This is a genomic window from Jiella endophytica, from assembly GCF_004519335.1.
Taxonomy (GTDB): Bacteria; Pseudomonadota; Alphaproteobacteria; order Rhizobiales; family Rhizobiaceae; genus Jiella; species Jiella endophytica.
In genome coordinates, this window is sequence record NZ_SOZD01000001.1 from 494,614 (window position 1) to 517,323 (window position 22,710).

At 67.5% G+C, this 22,710-nt stretch carries 21 protein-coding genes and 1 pseudogene; 16 read left to right on the forward strand and 6 right to left on the reverse strand.

Annotated features, from left to right (window positions below; genetic code table 11):
* The first annotated feature begins 193 nt into the window (after positions 1–193).
* From E3C22_RS02335 to E3C22_RS02395, 13 genes and pseudogenes are all read left to right on the forward strand, one after another.
* Positions 194–853, forward strand: coding sequence for a thiamine phosphate synthase (locus E3C22_RS02335; protein WP_425364948.1), 660 nt, complete (start codon positions 194–196; stop codon positions 851–853).
* Positions 843–1,889, forward strand: a complete 1,047-nt coding sequence (locus E3C22_RS02340) for a tetratricopeptide repeat protein (RefSeq protein ID WP_134759813.1) — start codon at positions 843–845, stop codon at positions 1,887–1,889. Before E3C22_RS02335 ends, E3C22_RS02340 begins: the two co-directional genes overlap by 11 nt.
* 194 nt (positions 1,890–2,083) lie before the next feature.
* Entirely contained in the window at positions 2,084–2,647 is a 564-nt protein-coding gene (gene efp, locus E3C22_RS02345; protein WP_134759815.1) for an elongation factor P, read from the forward strand.
* Positions 2,648–2,721: 74 nt separating this feature from the next.
* Positions 2,722–3,561 carry an inositol monophosphatase family protein gene (locus E3C22_RS02350; RefSeq protein ID WP_134759817.1) on the forward strand — a complete coding sequence of 280 codons (840 nt, stop codon included), beginning with the start codon at positions 2,722–2,724 and terminating at the stop codon, positions 3,559–3,561.
* A 212-nt stretch (positions 3,562–3,773) separates the two neighbouring features.
* Positions 3,774–4,862 (forward strand): MotA/TolQ/ExbB proton channel family protein, encoded by a 1,089-nt coding sequence (locus tag E3C22_RS02355; protein ID WP_134759819.1) that lies wholly within the window; start codon positions 3,774–3,776, stop codon positions 4,860–4,862.
* 6 nt (positions 4,863–4,868) lie between these two features.
* Positions 4,869–5,900 carry a peptidoglycan -binding protein gene (locus E3C22_RS02360; protein WP_134759821.1) on the forward strand — a complete coding sequence of 344 codons (1,032 nt, stop codon included), beginning with the start codon at positions 4,869–4,871 and terminating at the stop codon, positions 5,898–5,900.
* 147 nt (positions 5,901–6,047) lie between these two features.
* Positions 6,048–6,233: pseudogene (locus tag E3C22_RS24700) on the forward strand (DCC1-like thiol-disulfide oxidoreductase family protein); the annotation flags it as partial.
* Between the two features lie 109 nt (positions 6,234–6,342).
* The gene (locus tag E3C22_RS02370; RefSeq protein ID WP_134759823.1) at positions 6,343–6,837 is read left to right on the forward strand and encodes a DUF427 domain-containing protein; all 495 of its coding nucleotides are present in this window, start codon (positions 6,343–6,345) and stop codon (positions 6,835–6,837) included.
* 244 nt (positions 6,838–7,081) lie between these two features.
* On the forward strand, positions 7,082–8,341 hold the full coding sequence (locus E3C22_RS02375) for a PQQ-dependent sugar dehydrogenase (RefSeq protein ID WP_134759825.1): 1,260 nt from the start codon (positions 7,082–7,084) through the stop codon (positions 8,339–8,341).
* Between the two features lie 235 nt (positions 8,342–8,576).
* Positions 8,577–8,915: a c-type cytochrome gene (locus E3C22_RS02380; RefSeq protein WP_134759827.1), complete on the forward strand. Its 339-nt coding sequence runs from the start codon at positions 8,577–8,579 to the stop codon at positions 8,913–8,915.
* 73 nt (positions 8,916–8,988) lie between these two features.
* Entirely contained in the window at positions 8,989–9,669 is a 681-nt protein-coding gene (locus tag E3C22_RS02385; RefSeq protein ID WP_134759829.1) for a helix-turn-helix transcriptional regulator, read from the forward strand.
* A gap of 87 nt (positions 9,670–9,756) precedes the next feature.
* Complete coding sequence (locus E3C22_RS02390) at positions 9,757–10,146, forward strand: VOC family protein (RefSeq protein WP_134759831.1); 390 nt, start codon at positions 9,757–9,759, stop codon at positions 10,144–10,146.
* A gap of 178 nt (positions 10,147–10,324) precedes the next feature.
* Positions 10,325–11,314, forward strand: coding sequence for an MBL fold metallo-hydrolase (locus E3C22_RS02395; RefSeq protein WP_134759833.1), 990 nt, complete (start codon positions 10,325–10,327; stop codon positions 11,312–11,314).
* Between the two features lie 309 nt (positions 11,315–11,623).
* On the opposite strand, the gene E3C22_RS02400 is transcribed toward E3C22_RS02395, so the two are convergent.
* Positions 11,624–13,504, reverse strand: coding sequence for an ABC transporter transmembrane domain-containing protein (locus E3C22_RS02400; protein ID WP_134759835.1), 1,881 nt, complete (start codon positions 13,502–13,504; stop codon positions 11,624–11,626).
* Positions 13,505–13,639: 135 nt separating this feature from the next.
* On the opposite strand from E3C22_RS02400, the gene rpmE reads away from it, so the two are divergent.
* On the forward strand, positions 13,640–13,861 hold the full coding sequence (rpmE, locus tag E3C22_RS02405) for a 50S ribosomal protein L31 (protein ID WP_134759837.1): 222 nt from the start codon (positions 13,640–13,642) through the stop codon (positions 13,859–13,861).
* A gap of 98 nt (positions 13,862–13,959) precedes the next feature.
* Here rpmE and E3C22_RS02410 read toward each other — a convergent pair whose 3' ends face one another.
* Positions 13,960–14,868, reverse strand: coding sequence for a DMT family transporter (locus tag E3C22_RS02410; RefSeq protein WP_134759839.1), 909 nt, complete (start codon positions 14,866–14,868; stop codon positions 13,960–13,962).
* Positions 14,869–15,334: 466 nt separating this feature from the next.
* On the opposite strand from E3C22_RS02410, the gene E3C22_RS02415 reads away from it, so the two are divergent.
* Positions 15,335–16,627 carry an adenylosuccinate synthase gene (locus tag E3C22_RS02415; RefSeq protein WP_134759841.1) on the forward strand — a complete coding sequence of 431 codons (1,293 nt, stop codon included), beginning with the start codon at positions 15,335–15,337 and terminating at the stop codon, positions 16,625–16,627.
* A gap of 51 nt (positions 16,628–16,678) precedes the next feature.
* Entirely contained in the window at positions 16,679–18,844 is a 2,166-nt protein-coding gene (locus tag E3C22_RS02420; protein WP_134759843.1) for a hypothetical protein, read from the forward strand.
* Between the two features lie 125 nt (positions 18,845–18,969).
* Here the strand turns inward: E3C22_RS02420 and E3C22_RS02425 are convergent, their stop codons facing one another.
* From E3C22_RS02425 to E3C22_RS02440, 4 genes are read right to left on the reverse strand one after another with little or no spacing between them, the layout of a single operon-like run.
* Positions 18,970–19,965 (reverse strand): Gfo/Idh/MocA family protein, encoded by a 996-nt coding sequence (locus E3C22_RS02425; RefSeq protein WP_134759845.1) that lies wholly within the window; start codon positions 19,963–19,965, stop codon positions 18,970–18,972.
* Positions 19,962–20,843: a sugar phosphate isomerase/epimerase family protein gene (locus E3C22_RS02430; protein WP_134759847.1), complete on the reverse strand. Its 882-nt coding sequence runs from the start codon at positions 20,841–20,843 to the stop codon at positions 19,962–19,964. Before E3C22_RS02430 ends, E3C22_RS02425 begins: the two co-directional genes overlap by 4 nt.
* Positions 20,844–20,879: 36 nt before the next feature.
* Positions 20,880–21,713, reverse strand: coding sequence for a carbohydrate ABC transporter permease (locus E3C22_RS02435; RefSeq protein ID WP_134759849.1), 834 nt, complete (start codon positions 21,711–21,713; stop codon positions 20,880–20,882).
* The gene (locus E3C22_RS02440) at positions 21,710–22,624 is read right to left on the reverse strand and encodes a carbohydrate ABC transporter permease (RefSeq protein ID WP_134760923.1); all 915 of its coding nucleotides are present in this window, start codon (positions 22,622–22,624) and stop codon (positions 21,710–21,712) included. The genes E3C22_RS02435 and E3C22_RS02440 overlap by 4 nt, the downstream gene beginning before the upstream one ends.
* Between the last annotated feature and the right edge of the window lie 86 nt (positions 22,625–22,710).

A 22,710-nucleotide genomic window follows, 5' to 3' on the forward strand; every position in this document is an offset into this window, starting at 1 on the left:
GACGTCCTTTCGGGATCACCGGCTTAAATCGGCGGCAATCCGCCAGCAAGGGGAGGCCGGTTTGCGGGGCGCTGCGGTAACGGTGCGGCGCTCGGAGCGCCGGTGTGGTGGCTCCGGAAAGGCAATGCCGGTTACGGCCGCTCGCCGGGAGCCGCTTCACACTCCGACGCGTCTGGGGTATCGACGGTCCATCATGATTTTCGAACCGATCCGATCCCGGCTGGTGCTCGTCACGACGCCGCTCCTTGATGCCGACGCGGAAGCCAGGATGCGCGCGGCGCTGTCCGGCGGCGACGTCGCCTCCGTGCTGATCGACCCGGCCGGGCAGGACGCTTCGGCCTTCCAGCGCTTTGCCGAGCGCCTGGTGCCGGCGATCCAGGCGGCGGGCGCGGCGGCGATCGTCGTCGACGACAGCCGCGTCGCCGGACGCAGCGGCGCCGACGGCCTGCACCTGTCCGGCGGCGATATCGAGGCGCTCGGCGAGGCGGTCTCCCGCTACCAGCCGAAGCTGATCGTCGGCGGGTCCGGCTTCACCACCCGCCACGAGGCCCTGGAAGCCGGCGAGCGGATGCCCGACTATCTGTTCTTCGGCCGTCTCGACGGCGACAACGAGCCGGAACCTCACCAGAAGAGCCTTGCTTTGGCAGAATGGTGGGCCGAGATCGTCGAGGTTCCCTGCATCCTGATGGGCGGAAGCGACGTCGCGACCCTTGATGTCGCGGCATCGACGGGCGCGGAATTCGTCGCTTTGTCGCGGGCGGTCTTCGGCGAGGGCGCCGATCCGGCTGCCGTCGTCGCCGAAGCAAACCGCACCCTCGACGCGGTCTTCGAGCGGCTGTCCCATGCGAGCTGAGACGCTGCGCCTTCGCCTCGCCGGCGGCCGCGGCCGGGCCGTCTCGCATGTCCTCGCGGCGCTCGGCCTTTCTGCGGTTCTCGCCGCCTTGCCGGTCGGCGCCTTGGCTGCCGGCAAGGATGGCCGGAAGCCCGCCGAAAAAGCCGAAAAGCCCGCTGCCGGGAGCGGCGAGGCGGCCGTGCCCGGTGCGACTGCCGGCGCCGGACCCAGCAAGGCCGATCTTGCCTATGGCGCCTTCCAGCGCGGCTACTACCTCACCGCCGTCGAACTTGCCGAACCCCTCGCCAATCTCGGCGACCCGTCGGCCCAGACCCTCCTCGGCGAGATCTATTCGCGCGGCCTCGGCGTTCGTCGCAACATGAAGGAGGCCGCCCGCTGGTATCAGGCGGCGGCGAAGGCCGGCAATTCCGAGGCGCAGTTCCGCTATGCGATGATCCTCCTCGAGGGATCGGCGGTGAGCAAGGACGAGGCGCAGGCGCGCGACCTGATGAAGGCGGCCGCCGATGCCGGCCTGCCGCTCGCCGAATACAATTACGGCCAGATGCTGATCGAGAGTTCGCCCGCCGGGGGGTTCTCCGAGGCTGCCGGCTATTTCGAGAAGGCTGCCAGTTCCGGCGTCGCTGAAGCGCAATATGCAATGTCGCAGCTCTATGCGACCGGCCGCGGCGTCAAGGAGGATCTGACCAGGGCACGGGCGTTCCTGCATGCCTCGGCCCTCAACGGCTTCACCATTGCGCAGATCGAATACGGCATCTGGCTGATCAACGGCAAAGGCGGGCCGGCAAAGCTCGAGGAGGGCTTCCTCTTCCTTCGTCACGCCGCCGAACTCGGCAACCCGATCGCCGTCAACCGCGTCGCCCATCTCTACAAGGACGGGATCGGCACGGCGCCGGACCCGGCCGAGGCGGCGAAATGGGCGGTGCTTGCCAAGCGGATGAAGAACAGCGACGCGGTGCTCGACGATTTCTTCCGAGGCCTCGACGCGGCGGCCCAGAAGACCGCGCTGGAGGCGGCCAACAAGTTTCGCTCGGGCTGATCTTCGCGTCCTTGCCGCCACGGCTTGAACGGGACGTTGTTTTGTGGTCTTGAGCGCGCACCCGCCGCAGGGCGCGCCGGAAGCCGCGGGCCGGGCGCCGCAAACGCGCCGCAGCGGCATGAAACCGAACAGTTTTATCGAGGCCGGCGGCTGCCGCGCGGCCGCAGAGGCTTTGAGAGAATCCGGGAAATCCAATGAAGATCAACGGCAACGAAATCCGCCCCGGCAACGTCATCGAGCACAATGGCGGGCTCTGGGTGGCGGTGAAGACCGCCCATGTGAAGCCCGGCAAGGGCGGCGCCTTCGCCCAGGTCGAACTGAAGAATCTCATCGACAACACCAAGCTGAACGAGCGTTTCCGCGCCGCCGAGACCGTCGAGCGCGTGCGCCTCGAGCAGAAGGACTACCAGTTCCTCTATGCCGAGGGCGAGATGCTGGTGTTCATGGACACCGAGACCTTCGAGCAGCTCGAACTGCAGCAGGATTTCGTCGGCGAACGCTCGGCCTTCCTGCAGGACGGCATGCAGGTGACGGTCGAAAGCTACGAGGATCGGCCGATCGGCATCAAGCTCCCCGACCAAGTGGTGCTGCAGATCGTCGAGGCCGATCCGGTGGTGAAGGGCCAGACGGCCGCGTCGTCCTACAAGCCGGCGGTCATGGAGAACGGCGTGCGCGTCATGGTGCCGCCCTTCATCGAGGCCGGCGAGAAGATCCTCGTCGACACCAACGAGATCACCTATCTGCGTCGCGCCGACTGACGCTTTTCCTGCGATGCGCGTCGCCATGCCGGGCGGCGCGTCGCCAAGACGATAAACGATCCTGAAAGGTCGAAATGGCCCGTTCCGCACTGCTCAACGTCATGACGCAGGCCGCCATGAAGGCCGGCCGCTCGCTGATCCGCGACTTCGGCGAGGTGCAGAACCTGCAGGTCTCGGTGAAGGGCCCGGCCGACTTCGTCTCCAATGCTGACCACCGCGCGGAGGAGATCGTCTTCAAGGAACTCTCCCGCGTCCGTCCCGACTGGGGATTCCTGATGGAGGAGCGCGGCGAGGTCGAGGGCAAGGATCCGCAGCATCGCTGGATCGTCGATCCGCTCGACGGCACCACCAATTTTCTCCACGGAATCCCGAACTTCGCCGTCTCGATCGCGCTCGAGCGTGATGGTCAGATCGTCGCCGGTGTGATCTTCAACCCGGCGCAGGACGAGCTCTTCGTCGCGGAAAAGGGCGGCGGCGCCTATGTCAACGACCGCCGCATCCGGGTCTCGGCGAGGACGCGCCTACCCGAATGCCTGTTCGGCACCGGGACGCCCTTCCTCGGCCATGGCGACCATGCCGGCTATCTCTACGAGCTGCGTCAGGTCATCGCCGAATCGGCCGGCATCAGGCGGATGGGCGCGGCCTCGCTCGATCTCGCCTATGTCGCCGCGGGTCGGCTCGACGGCTTCTGGGAAAAGAGCCTGCGGCCCTGGGATCTTGCGGCGGGCGTCATCCTGGTGCGCGAGGCCGGCGGCTTCGTCACCGACATGACCGGCGGCAAGTTCGACCACATGATCGGCGACATCGCCTGCGGCAACGAGCAGATCCACAAGGCGCTCACCGGCCTTCTGTCCGAGGCCGGCCGCAAGCGCGCGGCGGCGCGGGCCGCCGATGGCCCCGTTCCCGGCTCCTGAGCGGATCCGTCAGCGAGCGGGCCGACGCGGTTAGGTCATTTCAGATGCTGACATTTCCATTCCGGACGATCTTTACTATGGTTTTCCTCGCTGGATACGGGCCCGCCTGTCAGAATCGCTCGGTCGCGGCCGGGCCTCGGACAGACGACGTCCGGAGCCGGCACGCCGACGGAGTTTGCCTGACCGGCCAGAGAGTTGAGTGAAAGCTTAAGATGCAGGTCTTCGACGCGCCGACTGAAAAGACGGGAAGACCGGTCGATTTCGATCCGAACCGGCTGTCGAGCCCGCTCGTCTTCCTCTGGTCGATGCTGGTGTTCCTGGCTCTCGCGGGTTTCGTCGCGGCCATTCTCGGCCGCCAGATCTCCAGCGCCTTCTCGACCAATCCCGGCCTCAACGGCCTGATCGTCGGCGTTCTCGCGGTCGGCATCCTGCTCGCTCTGGTGCAGGTCTGGCGGCTGTCGCGGGAAGTGCGCTGGGTCAACGCCTATCGCGACGGCTCGGCGGAGTTCGACAAGCTACGCGATCCGGTGCTCCTTGCCCCTATGCGGGCGCTGATCGGCCGGCGCCGGTCGATCTCGCTGTCGACCATGTCGATGCGCTCGATCCTCGATTCGATCGCCACGCGCCTCGACGAGACCCGCGACATCGCCCGCTATCTCATCGGCCTCCTGGTGTTTCTCGGCCTTCTCGGCACGTTCTGGGGGCTCCTGCGCACCATCGGTTCGATCGGCACGACCATCCAGGGCCTCGATCCGACGGCCGGCGACACCAACTCGATCCTGAATTCGCTGAAGGCCGGCCTCTCGGCGCCGCTCGCCGGCATGGGCACGGCGTTCTCCTCCTCGCTCTTCGGCCTGTCCGGCTCGCTGATCCTCGGCTTTCTCGACCTGCAGATCGGCCGGGCGCAGAACCGCTTCTATACCGAGCTGGAAAACTGGCTCTCCTCGGTCACCGACGTCGGCTCGGACATGGTGCTGCCGGGCGCTGCGACCGCGGTCGGCAACGGCCGCGACGGCACCGACGAACTGCGGCTCCTCTCCGACCGGCTGAACAAGATGATCAGCGACCAGAATGCCAGCCCGCGCACCAGCGCCGCCATGGCCAATCTCGCCGAGAGCATCCAGGGGCTCGTCCAGCACATGCGCTCCGAGCAGCAGCTCTTGCGCGATTTCGTCGAGAGCCAGGCCGACGAGCAGCGCGAGATGCGCCTCGTTCTCGACAAGCTCGCGGGCCAGATCGGCAGCGACCAGCCTCCGGCGCCGAACGGTGGCGGCGAGCCGAAGGCCGAAGGGGAGAGCTGAGGCGCCATGGCCCTGTCCCGCAATCGTCGCAGTGAGAGGACCATCGACTACTGGCCGGGCTTCGTCGACGCGCTGTCGACGCTGCTTCTCGCCATCATGTTTCTGCTGTCGGTCTTCGTGCTGGCGCAGTTCCTCCTCAGCCGCGAGATCACCGGCAAGGATGCCGTCCTCGACCGGCTGAACAGCCAGATCAACGAGCTGACCCAGCTCCTGGCGCTCGAGCGGTCCTCCAGCCAGGACTATCAGGACCAGATCGCGACCCTGCGGGCCTCGCTCGCCAGCGCCGAGGAAGCGCGGAGCCGGCTGCAGCAGGCGCTGGATTCCGGCACCGGATCGGCCGCCGCGGCGGATGCCCAGGTGAGCGAGCTCGAAGGCGCGCTCGACGACCAGAAGGCGATCTCCCAGCGCGCCCGCTCGCAGATCGAGCTCCTCAACCAGCAGCTTTCGGCGCTGCGCCAGCAGATCGCCGCCCTCGAGGACGCGCTGGAAGCCTCCGAAAGCCGCGACAAGCAGAGCCAGACCAAGATCGCCGATCTCGGCAGGCGACTGAACGTCGCTCTGGCCCAGCGCGTGCAGGAACTGTCGCGCTACCGCTCGGACTTCTTCGGGCGGTTGCGCGAGATCCTCGCCGACCGTCAGAACATCCGCATCGTCGGCGACCGCTTCGTCTTCCAGTCGGAAGTGCTGTTTCCCTCGGGCTCCGACGTCCTGCAGCCGGCGGGCACGGACGAGATGGCCAAGCTCGCCGACGCCATCAAGGAGCTGGTGAAGGAGATCCCCTCCGACATCAACTGGATCATCCGCGTCGACGGCCACACCGACAATGTCCCGATCTCCTCGGCCAGCAAGTTCCAGGACAATTGGGGCCTTTCCACCGCCCGGGCCGACGCCGTCGTGCGCTTCCTGATCGAGCAGGGCGTTCCGGCCAACCGGCTGGCGGCGACAGGCTTCGGCGAATTCCAGCCGCTGGAGGAGGGCGACAGCCCCGAGGCGCGGGCCCGCAACCGCCGGATCGAGTTCAAGCTGACCGAGCGGTGAGGGCGGCATCGCGGTATGCGATCTTCGGCAATGGGCCGAAGGGCACCGGCTGACGTCGGCGTTCCGCCCCACCATATTGCCGTCATGAGCGAACTGATCGTCTGGCACGACGGATCCTGCCCCCTCTGCCGCCGCGAGATCGCGCTGATGCGGCGGCTCGACCGGCGCGGCGCCATCCGCTTCGTTGATGCGGCGAGCGCCGACGATGCCTCCTGTCCGGTCGATCGGGCCGATCTCTTGGCGCGATTCCACGCCCGCGAGGACGGCGTCCTCCTGTCAGGTGCAGCGGCCTTCGCGGCGATGTGGCGTCAGATCCCGGCGCTGCGACCGCTCGGGCTCGCCGCCCGTTCGCCCGTCGTGCTCGCGCTTATGGAGCGGGCCTATCGGTCGTTCTGCGGGTGCGGCCACGGCTGCAGCGCCTTGCGTCGAAGGGAGAGCCGGCATGAGGCCGAAACCCGAGCCCAAAGATCCCGGCCAGGAGAGCGTCTGGGACTATCCGCGGCCCGCCGTCGCCGAGCCCACTTCGGCCCATGTCGTGATCGAGCACGCCGGCCGCATCGTCGCCGATACGAAGGCGAGCATCCGTACGCTCGAGACCAGCCATCCGCCGAGCTACTACATCCCGCGGGCCGACATCGCCGCGGACATGCTGCGGCCGGCGGGCGGAGGCTCGATCTGCGAATGGAAGGGGGCGGCGCGCTATTTCGACGTGGTCATCGGCGATGTCGTCCTGCCGCGCGTCGGTTGGAGCTATCCCGATCCGACGCCGGGCTTCGCGGCCCTGCGCGATCACGTCGCCTTCTACGGCTGGCCCTTCGATCGATGCAGCGTCGACGGCGAGACCGTCGTGCCCCAGCCCGGCCGCTTCTACGGCGGATGGATCACCTCCGATCTCGCCGGGCCGTTCAAGGGTGTGCCGGGGAGCATGGGTTGGTGAGGCGGGCCTTGCGAGAGGAGGGTTCGAGAACCTTGCCCTCGCGAGGGACCCCGCACTCCACGTCACAAACCACCCGGTCGGCGCCGCCGGCCTGAGGGAGCGGTCCGTGGCGCGTCCTCGCCGTCTCAATCTTTCGTTTGAATCCCGAGAGCGATTGACGAGGCCGTTTCGGAGTGCCAGCCTTCCTTCCGCAGGGGCAGAAGCTCCGGGCGAGACCGCGATCGGAACGCGGCAGGGAGGAACCATGAAACGTCATCTGTTGAGCACGGTCGCCGTGCTCGGCCTCTTCGTCGCGTCGACGGCCCACGGCCAGGACACCGGCGACAACATGAAGAAGCTGCAGGCCTTTCAGTCGACGGGCACGTCGATGGACTTCAAGACCATCGAGCAGACCGGCGACAATGCCGACCAGCTGCGCAAGAACCTCGAGCAGATCAAGCTGCCCGAGGGCTTCAAGATCGATCTCTTCGCGGTCGTGCCCGATGCCCGCCACATGGCTGTCGGCCCGCAGGGGGTCGCGGTCTTCGTCGGAACCCGCAAGCAGAACGTCTGGGTCGTCACCGATCGCAACAAGGACCGGATGGCCGACGAGGTGAAGCAGCTCGCCCCGTCGATCGATTTCACCATCCCGAACGGCGTCTGCTTCTCCAAGGACGGCTTTCTCTTCGTCGTCGAACAGAACCGCGTGCTGACCCTGCCGGCGGCGGAATTCTTCTATGAGAGCCCCGACGTCGCGGTCGGCGAGGTCGTGCCCAAGGGCAAGCTGATCCCGGCGTCGGAGGAGTCCTTCAACCACACCGCCCGGGTCTGCAGGATCGGCCCCGACGACAAGCTCTATATCGCCCTCGGCCAGCCCTTCAACGTGCCGCCGGAAGGCAAGCTCGACCTGTTCAGGAAGGAAGGCATCGGCGGCATCATCCGGATGGACCGCGACGGCAAGAATCGCGAGGTCTATGCGACGGGCATCCGCAATTCGGTCGGCATGCAGTTCAACCCCGCCAATGGCGAACTCTGGTTCACCGACAACCAGGTCGACGGCATGGGCGACGACATCCCGCCGGGCGAGCTTAACCGCGCGACCAAGGCGGGGGAGAATTTCGGCTTCCCCTGGTTCGGCGGCGGCCATACCCGGACGGAGGAATACAAGGACGCCGAGCCGCCGGCCGACGTCGTCTTCCCGGAGGTCGAGTTCACCGCCCATGCCGCCGATCTCGGCATGGACTTCTACACCGGCTCGATGTTCCCGCAGAAATATCGCGGCGGCGTCTTCTCGGCCCAGCACGGCTCGTGGAACCGCACCCAGCCGGTCGGCGCCCGGGTCATGTTCACGCCGGTCAACGAGGACGGCACCGCCGGCGAGGCGGAGGTCTTCGCCGAGGGCTGGCTGACGGCAAGCGGCGAATATATCGGTCGTCCGGTCGACGTCGAGACGATGAAGGACGGCTCGCTGCTCGTCTCCGACGATCTTGCCGGCGCGGTCTATCGCATCTCCTACGAGAAGTAGGCAGAGGCATCCCGGCGATCGGCGCCGCCAGGGCCGATCGCCTGACCATTGCGTCACGCCCCGCCTGCGGAACCCCCGCTGGCGGGGCGTGACGCGAGCATGGAGCGCCGCGCGTCCGGACGAGAGCACCGAGGACGCTCTACCACTTTGAATCGACGCATCGCGCTTTTCGACCATTCATTCCGTTTGTCGGGCCGATGCCGTAACCCCCGCAACCATCGCCGAAGGACCAGGCATGATCGTCACCGTCACGCGGAGCATCGTCGCTCTCGCCATTCTTGTCGCGGCAACAGCCCCTTCGACGGCCGCCGATCTGGCCGTCGCCAAAAAGAAGGCCGGCGAATGCACGCCGTGCCACGGGCTGAACGGCATCGCGGTCCAGCCGGACGCGCCGAACCTCGCCGGCGACAGCGCCTATTATCTCACCGCGCAGCTGAAGGCGTTCCGCGCCGGCGAGCGCCAGCACGAGCAGATGTCGATCATCGCCAAGGGCCTTTCCGACGAAGACATCGACGACCTCGCCGCCTGGTATTCGGCGATCGAGCTGAAAGCGACCTTGCCCAAAATGGACTGAAGCGCGAGGATCGGCGACTGACTGCGCCGCGCCCGTCCTCGAAGGCGCCGCCCTCGACGGTACCGCATGGCCCATGTCCCGTTCCGCACGCCTTCTCCAGCTGATCGAGATCTTGCGCGCCCACCGTCGGCCGGTGGCGGGCACGGTGCTCGCGGCCGAACTCGGCATCAGTCTGCGCAGCCTCTACCGCGACGTCGCGACGCTGCAGGGCGATGGCGTGCCGATCGCGGGCGAGGCCGGCGTCGGTTACGTGCTCGGGCCCGGGCTGACCCTGCCGCCCCTCAACTTCGACGTCGACGAGCTCGACGCCGTCGTGCTCGGCCTGCGGCTCGTCGAGAAGCGCCTGCCGAACGGACTCGGGGACGACGCCGGACGAGCGCTCGCCAAGATCGAGGCCGTGCTGCCGAAAGGACGCTCGGCGGCGGACGTCCATCTCCTCGTCGGCGCGCCGGCCACCGGATCGGCCGCCGTACTCGACACGATCCGCAAGGCGATCCGCACGGAAGATGCGCTGGTGATCGCCTATCGCGACAGGAACGGCGATGCGAGCGAGCGGATCGTCTGGCCGATCGTCGTCGGCTTCTTCGATGCGGCGGAGATGGTCGCGACCTGGTGCGAGATGCGGGGTGACTTTCGCCATTTCCGTCTCGATCGGATCGAGCGGATCGGCCTGGCCGGCCGGCCGATGGAACGGCGTCACCGCATGTTGCTCGCCGAATGGCGGCTCTACAGGGAAGCCCGCGACACCGGTTGAAGCGATGAGCCGGAAACACTGCTGACGCAAACTGACAGTCGCAGGGAATAGGTCTGTCGCCGTTTCGAACCTCGAAGGAAACGGACGATGAGTGAACCCCTGAAGGGCGCGCCCTACACGCTGCTTTACACCGACGACGTCACCCGCAATGCCGCAAAGCTCGAGCGCTTCTTCGGCTTTGCCCCGGTTGAATATACTCCCGGCTTCGCCCTGTTCTTTTTCGGCGAGGGCAAGCTTGGCCTCTGGAAGATCGATGCCGTCGAGCCGCGGGCGAAGACGCGGCCTGGCGCATGCGAATTCGCGCTGTCTCTGGAGGGCGGTCCGGCCGCGGTCGATGCGGCGGCGGCCCGCGCCTTCGACGCCCAGCTGACGATCCTGCAGGAGCCGACACAGATGGATTTCGGCTACACCTTCGTCGCGGCCCTCGGCGACGGCAACCGCATCCGGGCCTTCGCCCGATCGGCGAGCCCGGCTTGATTCACCGATCCGGGGAACGGCGCCGGCGCGCCGCTTCCTCCTTCGCAAACGTGATCGGTCGTGATCGCCGCAACCAGCCGGTTGGCGGCGATCCGGCTTGCATGCTCGCTGTGAACGCTAGTTTCCGCTTCGGAATGCCATCCAGGGGATGGCGACGACGTTTCAGGGAGATCCGTTCATGCAGAAGACACTTGCCGCCATGCTCATGGTCGCCGCTGCCGGCCCGGCGCTCGCACAGGATGCCAAACCGTCTTCAAGCGGAGAGGGCGGGCAAGGCGTCAAGGTCACGCCGCTCGGCAGCCATGACGGCGAGTTCTGCTCCCGCGACCGGGCGATGGTCTTCGAGGATCCGGACGGAACCCGCATCCTCTACGATGCCGGCCGCACTGTCGCCGGCGCAGACGATCCGCGCCTCGGCGACATCGACGCGGTGCTCGTCAGCCACGTCCATGGCGATCACCTCGGCGACCAGCGCATCGAGGCGGTGAATGCCGGCACCTGCGCGCAGCCGGAGACGAGCGTTTCGACGGTGCCGAACTCCAACAGCGCCGAAATCGCTGCCGGCAAGGGGGCCAAGATCGTCGTCGGCAGCGAGATGGCGAGCTTCCTCGGCACCAAGCTCAAGGCCCTCGGAGCGAGCGCCGACGACGCCCAACTCGTGCGCTTCGGGGCGTCCCGCAAGATCGGCGGCGTCGCCATCACCACCGTTCCGGCGGTGCATTCGAACGGCCTGTCGGGCGACTTCATCGACGGCCCGCTCGGCGAGAACCTCAAGGCGGCCGGGCTCAACGCCTATGTCGGCCCGCCGACCGGCTATGTGCTGAGCTTCTCCAACGGTCTCGTCGCCTATCTCTCGGGCGACACCGGCGTCACCGCCGAGCAGGATACCGTCGTGACGAAGCAGTATGGCGCCAAGCTCGTCGTCATGAACATCGGCGACGTCTATACCACCGGCCCCAAGGAGGCAGCCTTCGTCATCGACGAGATCATCAAGCCTGCCTCGGTGATCCCGTCCCACGCCAATGAAGAGGCGACCAAGGGCGGCGAGGTCGTCTCCGGCTCGAAGACCGAGGCGTTCATGCAGGCGGTCAAGGCGAAGGCCTATCTGCCGCTCAGCGGCCGGACAATGACCTTCGATCAGGGCGGCGCCTGCACCGACGGCTGCTGAGGGCAGGGCGGCAAAAATTCCCTCATCCTGAGGTGCGACCCGAGCGAAGCGACGGGGAGCCTCGCAGGGCGAGGGAATTTCCCTGCAACGGTTCAGCCGCGTTCCCGAGGTTGACGGGCGTGTGCCCCTCGCCCTTCGAGGCTCGCTTCGCTCGCACCTCAGGATGAGGGGCTACGCGCTATGCGCGCACGACATGATGCGGGCTACGCGCGAGGCGCTCACTCAGAATGAGCAAATATGCCTTCGCTTCGCTCGCATGTTTGAAGCCGCGAGCGATGCGCCTACGCCCAACCGCCGGCGTGTCACCCGCTACTCCGCCGCATCCTCCAGCCGTCCGGCCTCGAACTGCAGCTTGGCGAGGCGGGCATAGATCCCGCCCTTCGAAATCAGGCTCTGGTGGTTGCCTTCCTCGACCAGCCGGCCCTGGTCGAGAACGAGGATGCGGTCGGCCTTCAGCACCGTCGAGAGCCGGTGCGCGATGACGAGGGTGGTGCGCCCGACCATCAGCTCGTCGAGCGCCTTCTGGACGAGGACTTCGCTCTCGGCGTCGAGCGCCGAGGTCGCCTCGTCGAGCAGCAGGATCGGCGCATCCCGGAGCAGCGCCCTCGCAATCGCGATGCGCTGGCGCTGGCCGCCGGAAAGAGTCACGCCCCGCTCTCCGAGCAGCGTCTCGTAGCCCTCGGGAAGCGCCTTGACGAAGCCCTCGGCGAGCGCCTGGCGCGCCGCCGCGGCGATCGCCTCGCTCGATGCCGAGGGATCGCCGAAGGCGATGTTGTCGCGGGCAGACGCGGCGAAGATCGTCGTGTCCTGCGGAACGAGGGCGATGCGCGAGCGAAGCTCGAGCGGGTCGGTCGTGCGAAGGTCGACGCCGTCGACGAGGATGCGGCCGCCGGACGGATCGTAGAAACGCTCGAGGAGCGCAAAGACGGTCGACTTGCCTGCGCCGGACGGACCGACGATCGCCACCGTCTCGCCGGGCTCGACGTCGAAGGAGAGGCCGTTGAGGGTCGGCATGTCCGGGCGGCTCGGATAGGAAAAGGACACGGCCTCGAAGGTGACCCGGCCGGTGGCGGGAGCAGGCAGGGCGGCCGGGCGCGGCGGCGCGACGATCACCGGTTCCTCGGCGAGGAGTTCGGTCAGGCGTTCGGCAGCGCCTGCTGCCAGCGACAGCTCGCCCCAGACCTCGGAGAGCTGGCCGAGCGCGCCGGCCGCGAACACCGCATAGAGCAGGAACTGGCTGAGGGTGCCCGGCGACAGCGTGCCCGCCGTGACCCGCGCCGCGCCGATCCAAAGCACCGCCACCACCGAGGCGAAGATCAGGAAGATGGCGATCGCCGTCAGGAGCGCCCGCGCCTTGATCGAGGCCCGCGCCGCGCCGAAGGCCTCGTCGACGGCGCCGCCGAACCGGCCGGTGACGGCGCGCTCGGAGGTGAAGGCCTGTACCGTGCGCATCGCGCCGATCGCCTCCGAGGCGTAGGCATTGGCGGTCGCCAAAGTGTCTTGGGCGTGGCGGGACTTGCGCCTGACGCCTCTGCCGAAGGCGACCAGCGGCAGGACGATGAAGGGGATCGCGGCGATGACGATGAGCGACAAAGCCGGGCTCGTCGCGACCATCATGGCCAGCGCGCCGAGAAACAGGATGGCGTTCCTGAGGAAGACCGAGGCGGTCGCCCCGACGGCGGATTTCACCTGGGTCGTGTCGGCGGCGAGCCGCGAGACGATCTCGCCCGATTCGGCGGTGTCGTAGAAGGTCGGCGACAGTCTGGTAAGATGCGAGAATACCGCCTTGCGCAGATCCGCGACGACGCGCTCGCCGAGGGTGATGACGAAGTAGTAGCGCCCGGCGCTGGCCAGCGCGAGGACGGCCGCCAGCACCATCAGCATGCCGAAATAGGCGTTGATCAGCCCGGTGTCGGATTCGATGAAGCCGTGGTCGATCACCCGTCGCACCGCCAGCGGCAGCGACAGCGTGGTGATCGCGGCGAGCGCCAGGAAGAAGCAGGCCCCGGCGACCATCGCCTTGTAGTGGGTGAGATACGGAACGAGACTGCCGAGCGGCTTCAGGTTCCTGCGTGATTTTTCTTTGCTTGCGGTGGCCGCCTGGTCGTCTGGCACGAACAACTCCGTCGTCCTGTTCAAGGAGCCGGAGGCGAACGGCCGTCCGGACCTTGTGCCGGCCCCGCGCCTCATGTATAGGCTCGAACCCGATTTTGGAAGCGATCGAAGCTTCACGATCCCCGCGACATCGACGAAGGCCCTGGAGACGCGATCCTGGCCTTCCGATGCGTCGGGGATTTTTTGGCGAAACCTGAGGACAGCATCGCGATGAAGAAAGACATCCATCCCGAGTACCACGCCATCACCGTGGTGATGACCAACGGCACCGAGTATCAGACCCGCTCGACCTGGGGGTCGGAAGGCGACAAGCTGAACCTCGACATCGACCCGACCAGCCATCCGGCCTGGACCGGCGGCAACCAGCAGCTGATGGATCGCGGCGGCCGCGTCTCGCGCTTCAAGAAGCGCTACGAGGGCCTCGGCATCTGATCACGCTTCGTCGCTGACGAAGGGCGAATCAAGAAAGGGCCGGAAGCGGGTGTCGCTTCCGGCCCTTTTTTCTTCCGGGAGTGTCGCGGCAGGGGTCTTCAGATCCGCCTTGCGCCGCGCTCGGCCAGGGTGATTCCGCCGAGCACGCAGGCGAGCGCCGCGACGTGGTAGAGATGCAGCTCCTCGCCGACGATCAGTACCGCCAGCAGCGCGCCGAACACCGGCACGAAATTGATGAAGAGGTTCGCCCGGTTCGGGCCGATCATCTCGACGCCGCGGATATAGAGCGACTGGGCGACGATCGACGGGAAGATCACCGTATAGACCGCCGCTCCGGCGCCCTGCAGATCCGGCAGCCGGGTCTGGCCGAGGAAGAACTCGATCGCGGCATAGACGACCGAGATGGCGAGCGAGGCCACCGAGAGGACGAGGATCATCGTCAGCCAGTGGACCTGCGGCTTCGTCCGCAGCGCCACCGTGTAGCCGCCGTAGAACAGGACGGCGAGCATCATCAGCGCGTCGCCGCGATTGAGGTCGAGGGCGAGGAGGCTGGTGATGTCGCCCCGCGAGGTCGTCAGCGCGACACCGACGAGGGTCAGCGCGAAGCCGACGATCTGCAGCCAGGCGACCCGGGTGCGGAACAGGAAGAAGTTGGCGACGAAGACGACGAGAGGCATCGCCGACTGTTCGATGGTGATGTTGATCGCGGTCGTGTAGTTCGCGGCGAGATAGAAGATCGCGTTGAACGAGGCGAAGCCGACCATGCCGAGGATCGACAGATAGACGAGCCGCGGCCTGACGACCGGCCAGTCCCGTCGCAGATGCGGTGCCGCGAAGGGCAGCAGGACGAGCGTTGCGAAGAACCAGCGCACTAGCGTCAGCAGCATCGGCGAGATGTGGCCTGCCGCGAGCTTGCCGGCGATGGCGTTGCCGGCCCACAGCAGCGCGACCGTGGTGAGGACGGCATAGGGGTGGACGCGGGGTCCTGAGGTTTGCTGCTGGGGCATTTGTCTCCCGATCGCCGTCGCCGGCACCCTCGTGATCGCCGGGGTGCGGTCGCGGCAGGCCCGTCCTCTATGCGTCATCGCCGCAAATGGCCAGAGCGGCTTATCGTCTTGGCTCTCTTCCTCTCCTCGAAAACGCGCTGCGGCTGCGGCAAATGGCGAGGCTTTATGGACAGCGAGGGGCGCATCGCGCTACAGCGCGGCAAGGAAATCGGATCGTCCGGTGGTCCGATTCCGGCCCTGCCGCCTTGCCGCGCTACCGCAAGAGGCAGCCGCCGGGATTGGGCGATCGCAAAAATGTCTGTGTCTTCAACGGGTTTTGCGGTTTCGGTCACCCCTTTTTTCGGGTGCCGGGAGCGCTGCGCAAGGCTGACATAGGGTCCGGCAATTCAAACTTCGGCGGCGGCCCATCGCCGGCCGCAACGCGGGCGCGCTTCGGCGCGGCCGCCGGATTTTGGTGAGGAAGCGAATGGCAAACGTCGTCGTCATCGGATCGCAGTGGGGTGACGAGGGGAAGGGCAAGATCGTCGACTGGCTCTCGGAGCGGGCCGACGTCGTCGTGCGTTTCCAGGGCGGCCACAATGCCGGCCACACCCTCGTCGTCGACGGCGTCTCCTACAAGCTGTCGCTGCTCCCGTCGGGCGTCGTGCGCCAGGGCAAGCTGTCGGTGATCGGCAACGGCGTTGTCTTCGACCCGCACGCCTTCGTCGCCGAGCGCAAGCGGCTGTCCGAGCAGGGCGTCTCGATCGAGCCCGGCAATCTCAGGATCGCCGACAATGCGGCGCTGATCCTGTCGCTGCATCGCGAACTCGACGCCACCCGCGAGAGCTCCAATTCCGGCACCAAGATCGGCACCACCGGGCGGGGCATCGGCCCGGCCTATGAGGACAAGGTCGGCCGCCGGGCGATCCGGGTGATGGATCTTGCCCATCCGGAGGGCCTTCCCGAGCGCATCGAGCGGCTGCTCGCCCATCACAACCCGCTGCGCCGGGGCCTTGGACAGGACGAGATCGACGCCGCCGCCATCCTCGACGAACTGACCTCCGTCGCCGGCGAGATCGTGCCCTTCATGGACAGGGTCTGGCGGCTGCTCGACGAGCGCCGCAAGGCCGGCGACCGCATTCTCTTCGAGGGCGCGCAGGGCACGCTGCTCGACATCGACCACGGCACCTATCCCTTCGTCACCTCGTCGAACACCGTCGCCGGCCAGGCGGCGGCGGGCTCGGGCCTTGGCCCCGGCAGCCTCGGCTTCGTCCTCGGCATCACCAAGGCCTATACGACCCGGGTCGGCGAGGGGCCGTTTCCGAGCGAGCAGGACAACGAGATCGGCCAGTTCCTCGGCGAGAAGGGCCGGGAATTCGGCACCGTCACCGGCCGCAAGCGACGCTGCGGCTGGTTCGACGCGGTGCTGGTGCGCCAGGCCGTCGCCATCAACGGCATCCATGGCCTTGCCCTGACCAAGCTGGATGTCCTCGATGGACTTGAGGAGATCAAGGTCGTCACCGGCTACAGGCTGGACGGGACCACGATCGACTATCTGCCCGCAAGTCTATCCGAGCAACAGCGGGTCGAGCCGATCTACGAAAGCTTCGAAGGCTGGCAGGCGACGACCGCCGGCGCCCGCCGCTGGAGCGATCTCCCGGCGCAGGCGATCAAATATGTCAGACACATAGAGGAGCTGGTGGAAGCGCCGGTGACGCTCCTGTCGACATCGCCCGAGCGCGAGGACACAATACTTGTTCGCGATCCGTTTCAGGACTAGAGTCGCGATCGCAGGGACTTAATCCACCAGACAAGCGAGTGACTGCATTCCATGGCGGATCTGAGCGGCGTTCTTCGCAAGACCATCGACGGCCTCCCGCGTGCAACGCCGCAATTGCGCGAAAAGGTCTACGAGAAGGCCAGAGCCGCCATCCAGCGGCAGATTGGTGCGGCCAATCCGCCTCTGGCGGAACAGGTCGTGAATGCGAGGCTGGCGGCCCTCGAGGACGCGATCGCCCGCACCGAGGAGCATTACGCCGGGCAGGAGGAGGGCGCCGCTGCGCCTGCCGAAGCGCCGCAGCCTGCCCCTGCGGAACGGGCTGCCGCAACGGCACCGGCGCCCCGTCCGGCCGCGCCGGAACAGCCGGCCGCAGCAGCCGAGCAGCCGGCCGCGGAAAGCGGCCAGCCGCAGCGCCCCGCGAGGCCGCAGCCACCGGCGGCCCAGCCGGCCCAGCCAACAGCGCCGCGACCGGCGCCCCCAAGACCACCGCAGAGGCCGGCAGCGCCTGCCGCGGAAAACGTCGGTTCCGACGAGCCTGACGCCGCTCCACAGCCGGCGAGGGCCGCCCCGCCGCAACGGCCGCGCCCGCCACAGGCGCCTGCCCAGCCGCCGCGCCAGATGCCGGCGATGGACGACCAGGCGGACGAACACGATCTTGAGCGTGAGGACGAGCGCGAGGCCGAGCCGCAGCGCCCGGCCGCCTCCGCCAATCCGGCGCCGCGCACGCAGCCGCCGCGGCCGACCCTGCCGGCAGCGACCATGCCGGCGCAGCGCCAGCCAGGCGGCCAGCCGCAGCCGACCGGCGCCGATCGGCAGGAGCCGGAAGGCCGGCCGGGCCAGCCGTTCTTCCCGGCCGAGAGCGCCGAGCCCGATGCTGGCGACCTGCCGCCCGCGCTGGGCGCCCCCTTCATCGTTCCCGACGACCGCCAGCAGGGCGGTGCCGCCCAGGATTACGAGGCGCGGCAGCCGGATCACCACGACGACGGCTACGATCCGCAGCCCGGCGACGACGTCTATGAGGGCGACGAGCGGATCCCCCACGACATCCGTGTCGACGACGGTGACATTCCCGAGGCGGACGTCACCGCGCCGCGCTATCCGACCCGCCGGCCGAAGCGCTCCGGCAGTGGCGGCAAGATTGCCGCAGCGGCGGTGATCGTGCTGCTTCTCGGCGGCGCCGGCACCGTCGGCTGGCTCTATCGCGACGACATCGAGGCGCTGCTCGTCAATCCGGCGGATATCGGCACGATCGCCGAGAAGTCCGATACGACGCCGCCGGGCACCGCCGAGGCCCCCGCGTCGGACGACGCGAAGCAGACCGAGGTCGCCTCGGCCGAGCAGCAGGAGCCGGAATCGACGCGCCGCTTCACCCAGCGCCTTTTGCCGGACGGCTCGGAAGTCGACGAAGGTCCGGCGAAGAAGACGCCGAACGCCTTCGACGAGGGGACCAACGTCGCCGCGGCGACGAATGTCGACCAGACGCAGCCGCCTGCCGGCGCAACGCCGACGATCTCGAGCGAAATCGGCCAGGATCCGGCGATCGTCGGCGCCGAGAATGCCGATCAGGCCGAAGCGGGCACCCCGCCGGCTGACGGCGAGGCGGCGCAGGATGCAACGCCGCCGGCCGAAACGGAGAACCAGCCGGCCGCCGAGAACAGCGGCCAGCTCGAGGTCGGCCAGAAGGCGGTGTTCTATCAGGAGAAGACCGAAGATCTGCCGGGCACCCAGGAGAACGGCACCGCCGTCTGGTCGCTCGTCGATCAGCCGGGCACCGATGGTAAGGCCGGCGAACCGGCGATCCAGGCCGTCGTCGAGGTGCCGGACGAGAAGCTCAAGCTGACGCTGACGATCAAGCGCAACACCGACCCGACGCTGCCGGCAAGCCACGTCATCGAGCTCGAATTCGACGTCCCGCAGGATTTTACCGGCGGCAGTGTCGCCAATGTCCAGCGGCTGGCGCTGAAGGAGACCGAGCAGGCCCGCGGCGAGCCGCTGATCGGCGTCGCCGGCAAGATCTCCGACAACTACTTCATCATCGCGCTGAACAATCTCGACCAGGCGGTTCAGAACAATCTTTCGCTTCTGGAAAACCAGAAGTGGATCGACATCCCGATCGCCTATTCGTCCGGTCGCCGTGCGCTGATCTCGCTGGAGAAGGGCATTCCCGGCGACCGCGTCTTCAAGGACGCGCTGAAGGCCTGGCAGGCGAAGACCTGATCGCGCCCGCTGGCGATCGGCCCGCCCGTCGCCGTGGAGCGGAATGCCTGTCGATGCTGACAAGCGAAAGGCCGCCCGGGGATACCGCGCGGCCTTTTGGTTCGTTCCGGGTGGCTTGGCGCTGACTACACCCCGAGCAGCCGGCGCATTTCCTCCAGCCGCTCCATGGCGACAAGGCCGTCGGCGATGGTCGGCGCGGCCGTCCTCTCGCCCTTCAGTGCCGGCACGACGTCGGCGAGAAGGGCATGATAGCCCTTGTAGTCCTCGTTCGCCGCGGCGGTGAAGTTCGGCTTCCAGGTCAACGTGTCCTCGCCATCGAGGAGCGACGCTTCCGGATCGGCCACCTTGAAGGGCGGGTTGCGGTTCCAGCGCACCTCGACGACGTCCTCGACCTCGATGCGCTGGTGGTCACCCATGATCTCGATCCGCTCGACCGGCGTGCCGCGGCTCTGGGCGGTGCCCATGGCGATGGTGCCGATCGCCCCGCATGCGAAATCGAAGCCGACATGGAAGAGGATGCGCCCCGGCGTCTTCTCGACCTTGCGGGCATTCATGCCGACCACCGGCGAGACGAGATGCGAGACGAGGTCCATGTAGTGGACGCAGTGGTGCAGCAGGAAGCCGGTATAGTCGACATTGCCCTCGAAATAGCCGGGCGCCGTCATGTAGTAGCCGGTAAGGCCGAGGACGTCGCCGAAGCGGCCCGAGGCGAGGATGTTCTTGGCGATCTTGTTGCCGACCGAATAGCGCTTCATGAAGCCGACGAGCAGCGGCTTGCCGGATTTCTCGGACGCTTCGAAGAGCTGCCGCGCGCCGGCGGCCGTCCCCGAGGGCGGCTTTTCCATGAACACCGGCAGGCCGCGTTCGAGCGCCGCGAGGCCGAAGGCAAGGTGCTGGTCGGGGCCGACAGCCATGCCGACCGCGTCGAGACCGGGCGTCGCGATCAGTTCCTCGGCGCTGGTGGTGAGCGTGACGACGCCGAACTGGCGCCCGGCGACCGCGAGCCGCTCAGCGTCGATGTCGCAGAGCGCGGCGATTTCGACGTCGTGGCGCACCAGCTGCGGCAGCAGCATCTGCGTCGCATGGATGCCGCAGCCGATCCAGCCGATCTTCAGGGTCATCGTCTGTATTCCGTGAGTTCGATGTGGGAGCGGATGAAGGCGGCGCTGGCGGCGAGGCGGGAGTCCTCGTCCTCGTGCGGCGGCCGCCACTGGGCGAAGGGCACGCCGAAGCGGTCGTCGTTGCGGCGGAACGGCTCCAGCGACACCGGGCCGGCATAGCCGACCTCGTGCAGCGCCCGGAACACCGAAACCCAGTCGGTGGCGCCGGTGCCGGGAAAGCCCCGGTGGTTCTCGTTGGCCTGGAAGTGGACGAGCCTCGACCCGCCGAGCCTGATCGCCTCGGCGATGTCGGCCTCCTCCATATGCATGTGGAAGGTATCGAGCATCAGCGCGACGGCCGGATGGTCCACCGCGTCGAGAAGCTCGATCGCCTGCTGGGTGGTCTGCAGGACGTCGCTCTCGAAGCGGTTGAGCGGCTCGATCGCCAGCGTGATGCCGGCGGCCCTGGCGTGGTCGCCGGCGGCCTTGAGGCCGGCGACGCAGCGCTCCTTGCGGGCGAGGCGCTCCTCCTCCGGCACCGGGGCCGGCGGTCTGCCGGCAAAGACCAGCGGATTGCCGGTCAGCGGCCCGCCGACGATGCTGGCGCCGAGTTCCGCCGCACAGTCGGCGGTGTAGCGCAGATAGTCGATGCCGGCCTGGTGGGCGGCGGCATCATCCGAGGCGAGGTTGCGCTGCAGGTTGACGCGGGCGGCGAGCACCACGCCGAGGCCGGCATCGCTCAAAGCCGCCGCCGTCGCCTTGTGGTCGAGCTCGCCGACCTCAGGCACCAGCAGTTCGACGAAGTCGAAGCCCTGGCGCTTCATCGCGGCAAAGTACTTGAAGTGCTCGGCCGTGAAAGGCCGGGCGTATTGCATGGAGATCAGTCCGATCGGATTCATCTTGGCTGTCCGCTGGATCAGGGAGGAGAGGCGCCGTCAGCCCTTGACGGCACCCTGGGTCAGGCCGCCGACGAGGCGCCGCTGAACGATGAGGAAGAGGATGGTGACGGGCAGGGCGCCGACGACGCCGCCAGCGGCGAGCAGGCCCCATTCGATCTGGTATTCGCCGATTAGCGTCTGGATCGCCACGGTCACCGTGCGCACGTGCCGGCCGCCGAGAGTCAGCGCATAGAGATACTCGTTCCAGGAGGTGATGAAGATGTAGATGCCGGTGGAAATGATCCCCGGCAGCGCCAGCGGCAGCACCACGCGCCGCAGCGCCTGCAGCCGCGAGCAGCCGTCGATCATCGCCGCCTCGTCGAGGCTCTTCGGGATGGCGCCGACATAGCTCGTCAGCATCCACACCGCGAAGGGGATCGCCACCGTCGCATTGGCGATGATCAGCGCCAGATGGGTGTCGAGCAGGCCGAGCCGGCGCATCAGCGTGAACAGCGGCAGGATCAGGAGCACGATCGGGAACATGTTGACGAGCAGGAACTGAAGCATCAGCACCCGCCGGCCGAAGAAGCGGAAGCGCGAAAAGGCGTAGGCCGCCGTCACCGAGACGACGAGGCCGAGCGCCACCGTGCCGAGCGCGACGATCAGGCTGTGGCCCATATTGCCGAGAAAGTCCGTGTGGCCAAGCAGCCGGACGTAGTTGTCCGCCCCCCATCCCGCCGGCGAGAACGCGACACCCTTGGCGACGATCGCCTCGGAGGGTGTCAGCGAGGTGAGGATCATCCAGGCGAACGGCCCGATGGCGACCAGGACGACCAGGGCGACCGGAATGTGGGTGGTGAGGAGGCGCTTCAGAAAGCCGTCGCGTTTCATCGTTCGACCTCCCGCATGGTCCTGGCGATGTAGACCGCGACCACCGCGCCGAGGATCACCGTGAAGGTGACTGCGATCGCCGAGCCATAGCCGAAATCGAGGTTCTGCCTGGCCTTGACGAAGGCGAAGAGCGGCAGTGTGTAGGTGGAATAGCCGGGGCCGCCGCCGGTCATCACGAAGATCACGTCGATCGAGTTCGCCACCCAGATGGTGCGCAGGAGGCCGGCGGTGGCGAGGATCGGCGCGATGCCGGGCAGGGTGATGTGGCGGAACTGCCGCCAGGCGCTGGCACCGTCGATCGCCGCGGCTTCGTATTGGCTCTTCGGAATGCCCTGCAATCCGGCGAGGATCATCACGGCGAAGAAGGGAAAGCCCTGCCAGGTCAGCGTCGCAATGACCGCGTAGAGGGCGACGTCCGGGCTCGCCAGCCACGGCACCGCCGCGCGGATGATGTCGAGACGCAGGAGCAGGTCGTTGAGGATGCCGATATTGGGATCGTAGATCCACCGCCACATCAGCGCGATGACGACGCTCGGCAGCGCCCAGGGGATGATCACCAGCGCCCGCGCAATGCCGCGCCAGGCGAATTCCTTGTTGAGGAGCAGTGCCGCGATCAGGCCGAGGCTCATCTGCAGCGGCAGTGTCAGCCCGATCCAAAGCGCCGTCTGCCAGAGCGAGGTCCAGAACACCGGGTCGTTGAAGAGCTTCACGAAATTCGCAAAGCCGACGAACTTGGCGGCGTTCGGCCGGAACAGGACGTAGTCGTAGAAGCTCGTCACCAGAGCCTCGACCATCGGCGCGAAGACGATGATCAGCGTCACGATGACGGCGGGTGTCAGCAGCGCGTAAGGCAGGAAGGCGCTGCGCCTGAGGCGTCGTCGCCGGGGCGGGCGCGGCGCCTCGAGCGCCATCACGTCGTCGATGCTGGACATGGCGGGTCCCATGATCTGCCGGAAAGTCGGGCGGTACCCACTTCGGGCGCCGCGGGGCCGGGAGC

Excerpts from the sequence above, each read along its gene's own strand:
- E3C22_RS02335 (WP_425364948.1), top strand. The coding sequence starts at position 194 with ATGATTTTCGAACCGATCCGATCCCGGCTGGTGCTCGTCACGACGCCG.
- E3C22_RS02340 (WP_134759813.1), top strand. The coding sequence starts at position 843 with ATGCGAGCTGAGACGCTGCGCCTTCGCCTCGCCGGCGGCCGCGGCCGG.
- efp (WP_134759815.1), top strand. The coding sequence starts at position 2,084 with ATGAAGATCAACGGCAACGAAATCCGCCCCGGCAACGTCATCGAGCAC.
- E3C22_RS02350 (WP_134759817.1), top strand. The coding sequence starts at position 2,722 with ATGGCCCGTTCCGCACTGCTCAACGTCATGACGCAGGCCGCCATGAAG.
- E3C22_RS02355 (WP_134759819.1), top strand. The coding sequence starts at position 3,774 with ATGCAGGTCTTCGACGCGCCGACTGAAAAGACGGGAAGACCGGTCGAT.
- E3C22_RS02360 (WP_134759821.1), top strand. The coding sequence starts at position 4,869 with ATGGCCCTGTCCCGCAATCGTCGCAGTGAGAGGACCATCGACTACTGG.
- E3C22_RS02370 (WP_134759823.1), top strand. The coding sequence starts at position 6,343 with ATGAGGCCGAAACCCGAGCCCAAAGATCCCGGCCAGGAGAGCGTCTGG.
- E3C22_RS02375 (WP_134759825.1), top strand. The coding sequence starts at position 7,082 with ATGAAACGTCATCTGTTGAGCACGGTCGCCGTGCTCGGCCTCTTCGTC.
- E3C22_RS02380 (WP_134759827.1), top strand. The coding sequence starts at position 8,577 with ATGATCGTCACCGTCACGCGGAGCATCGTCGCTCTCGCCATTCTTGTC.
- E3C22_RS02385 (WP_134759829.1), top strand. The coding sequence starts at position 8,989 with ATGTCCCGTTCCGCACGCCTTCTCCAGCTGATCGAGATCTTGCGCGCC.
- E3C22_RS02390 (WP_134759831.1), top strand. The coding sequence starts at position 9,757 with ATGAGTGAACCCCTGAAGGGCGCGCCCTACACGCTGCTTTACACCGAC.
- E3C22_RS02395 (WP_134759833.1), top strand. The coding sequence starts at position 10,325 with ATGCAGAAGACACTTGCCGCCATGCTCATGGTCGCCGCTGCCGGCCCG.
- E3C22_RS02400 (WP_134759835.1), bottom strand. The coding sequence starts at position 13,504 with ATGAGGCGCGGGGCCGGCACAAGGTCCGGACGGCCGTTCGCCTCCGGC.
- rpmE (WP_134759837.1), top strand. The coding sequence starts at position 13,640 with ATGAAGAAAGACATCCATCCCGAGTACCACGCCATCACCGTGGTGATG.
- E3C22_RS02410 (WP_134759839.1), bottom strand. The coding sequence starts at position 14,868 with ATGCCCCAGCAGCAAACCTCAGGACCCCGCGTCCACCCCTATGCCGTC.
- E3C22_RS02415 (WP_134759841.1), top strand. The coding sequence starts at position 15,335 with ATGGCAAACGTCGTCGTCATCGGATCGCAGTGGGGTGACGAGGGGAAG.
- E3C22_RS02420 (WP_134759843.1), top strand. The coding sequence starts at position 16,679 with ATGGCGGATCTGAGCGGCGTTCTTCGCAAGACCATCGACGGCCTCCCG.
- E3C22_RS02425 (WP_134759845.1), bottom strand. The coding sequence starts at position 19,965 with ATGACCCTGAAGATCGGCTGGATCGGCTGCGGCATCCATGCGACGCAG.
- E3C22_RS02430 (WP_134759847.1), bottom strand. The coding sequence starts at position 20,843 with ATGAATCCGATCGGACTGATCTCCATGCAATACGCCCGGCCTTTCACG.
- E3C22_RS02435 (WP_134759849.1), bottom strand. The coding sequence starts at position 21,713 with ATGAAACGCGACGGCTTTCTGAAGCGCCTCCTCACCACCCACATTCCG.
- E3C22_RS02440 (WP_134760923.1), bottom strand. The coding sequence starts at position 22,624 with ATGGCGCTCGAGGCGCCGCGCCCGCCCCGGCGACGACGCCTCAGGCGC.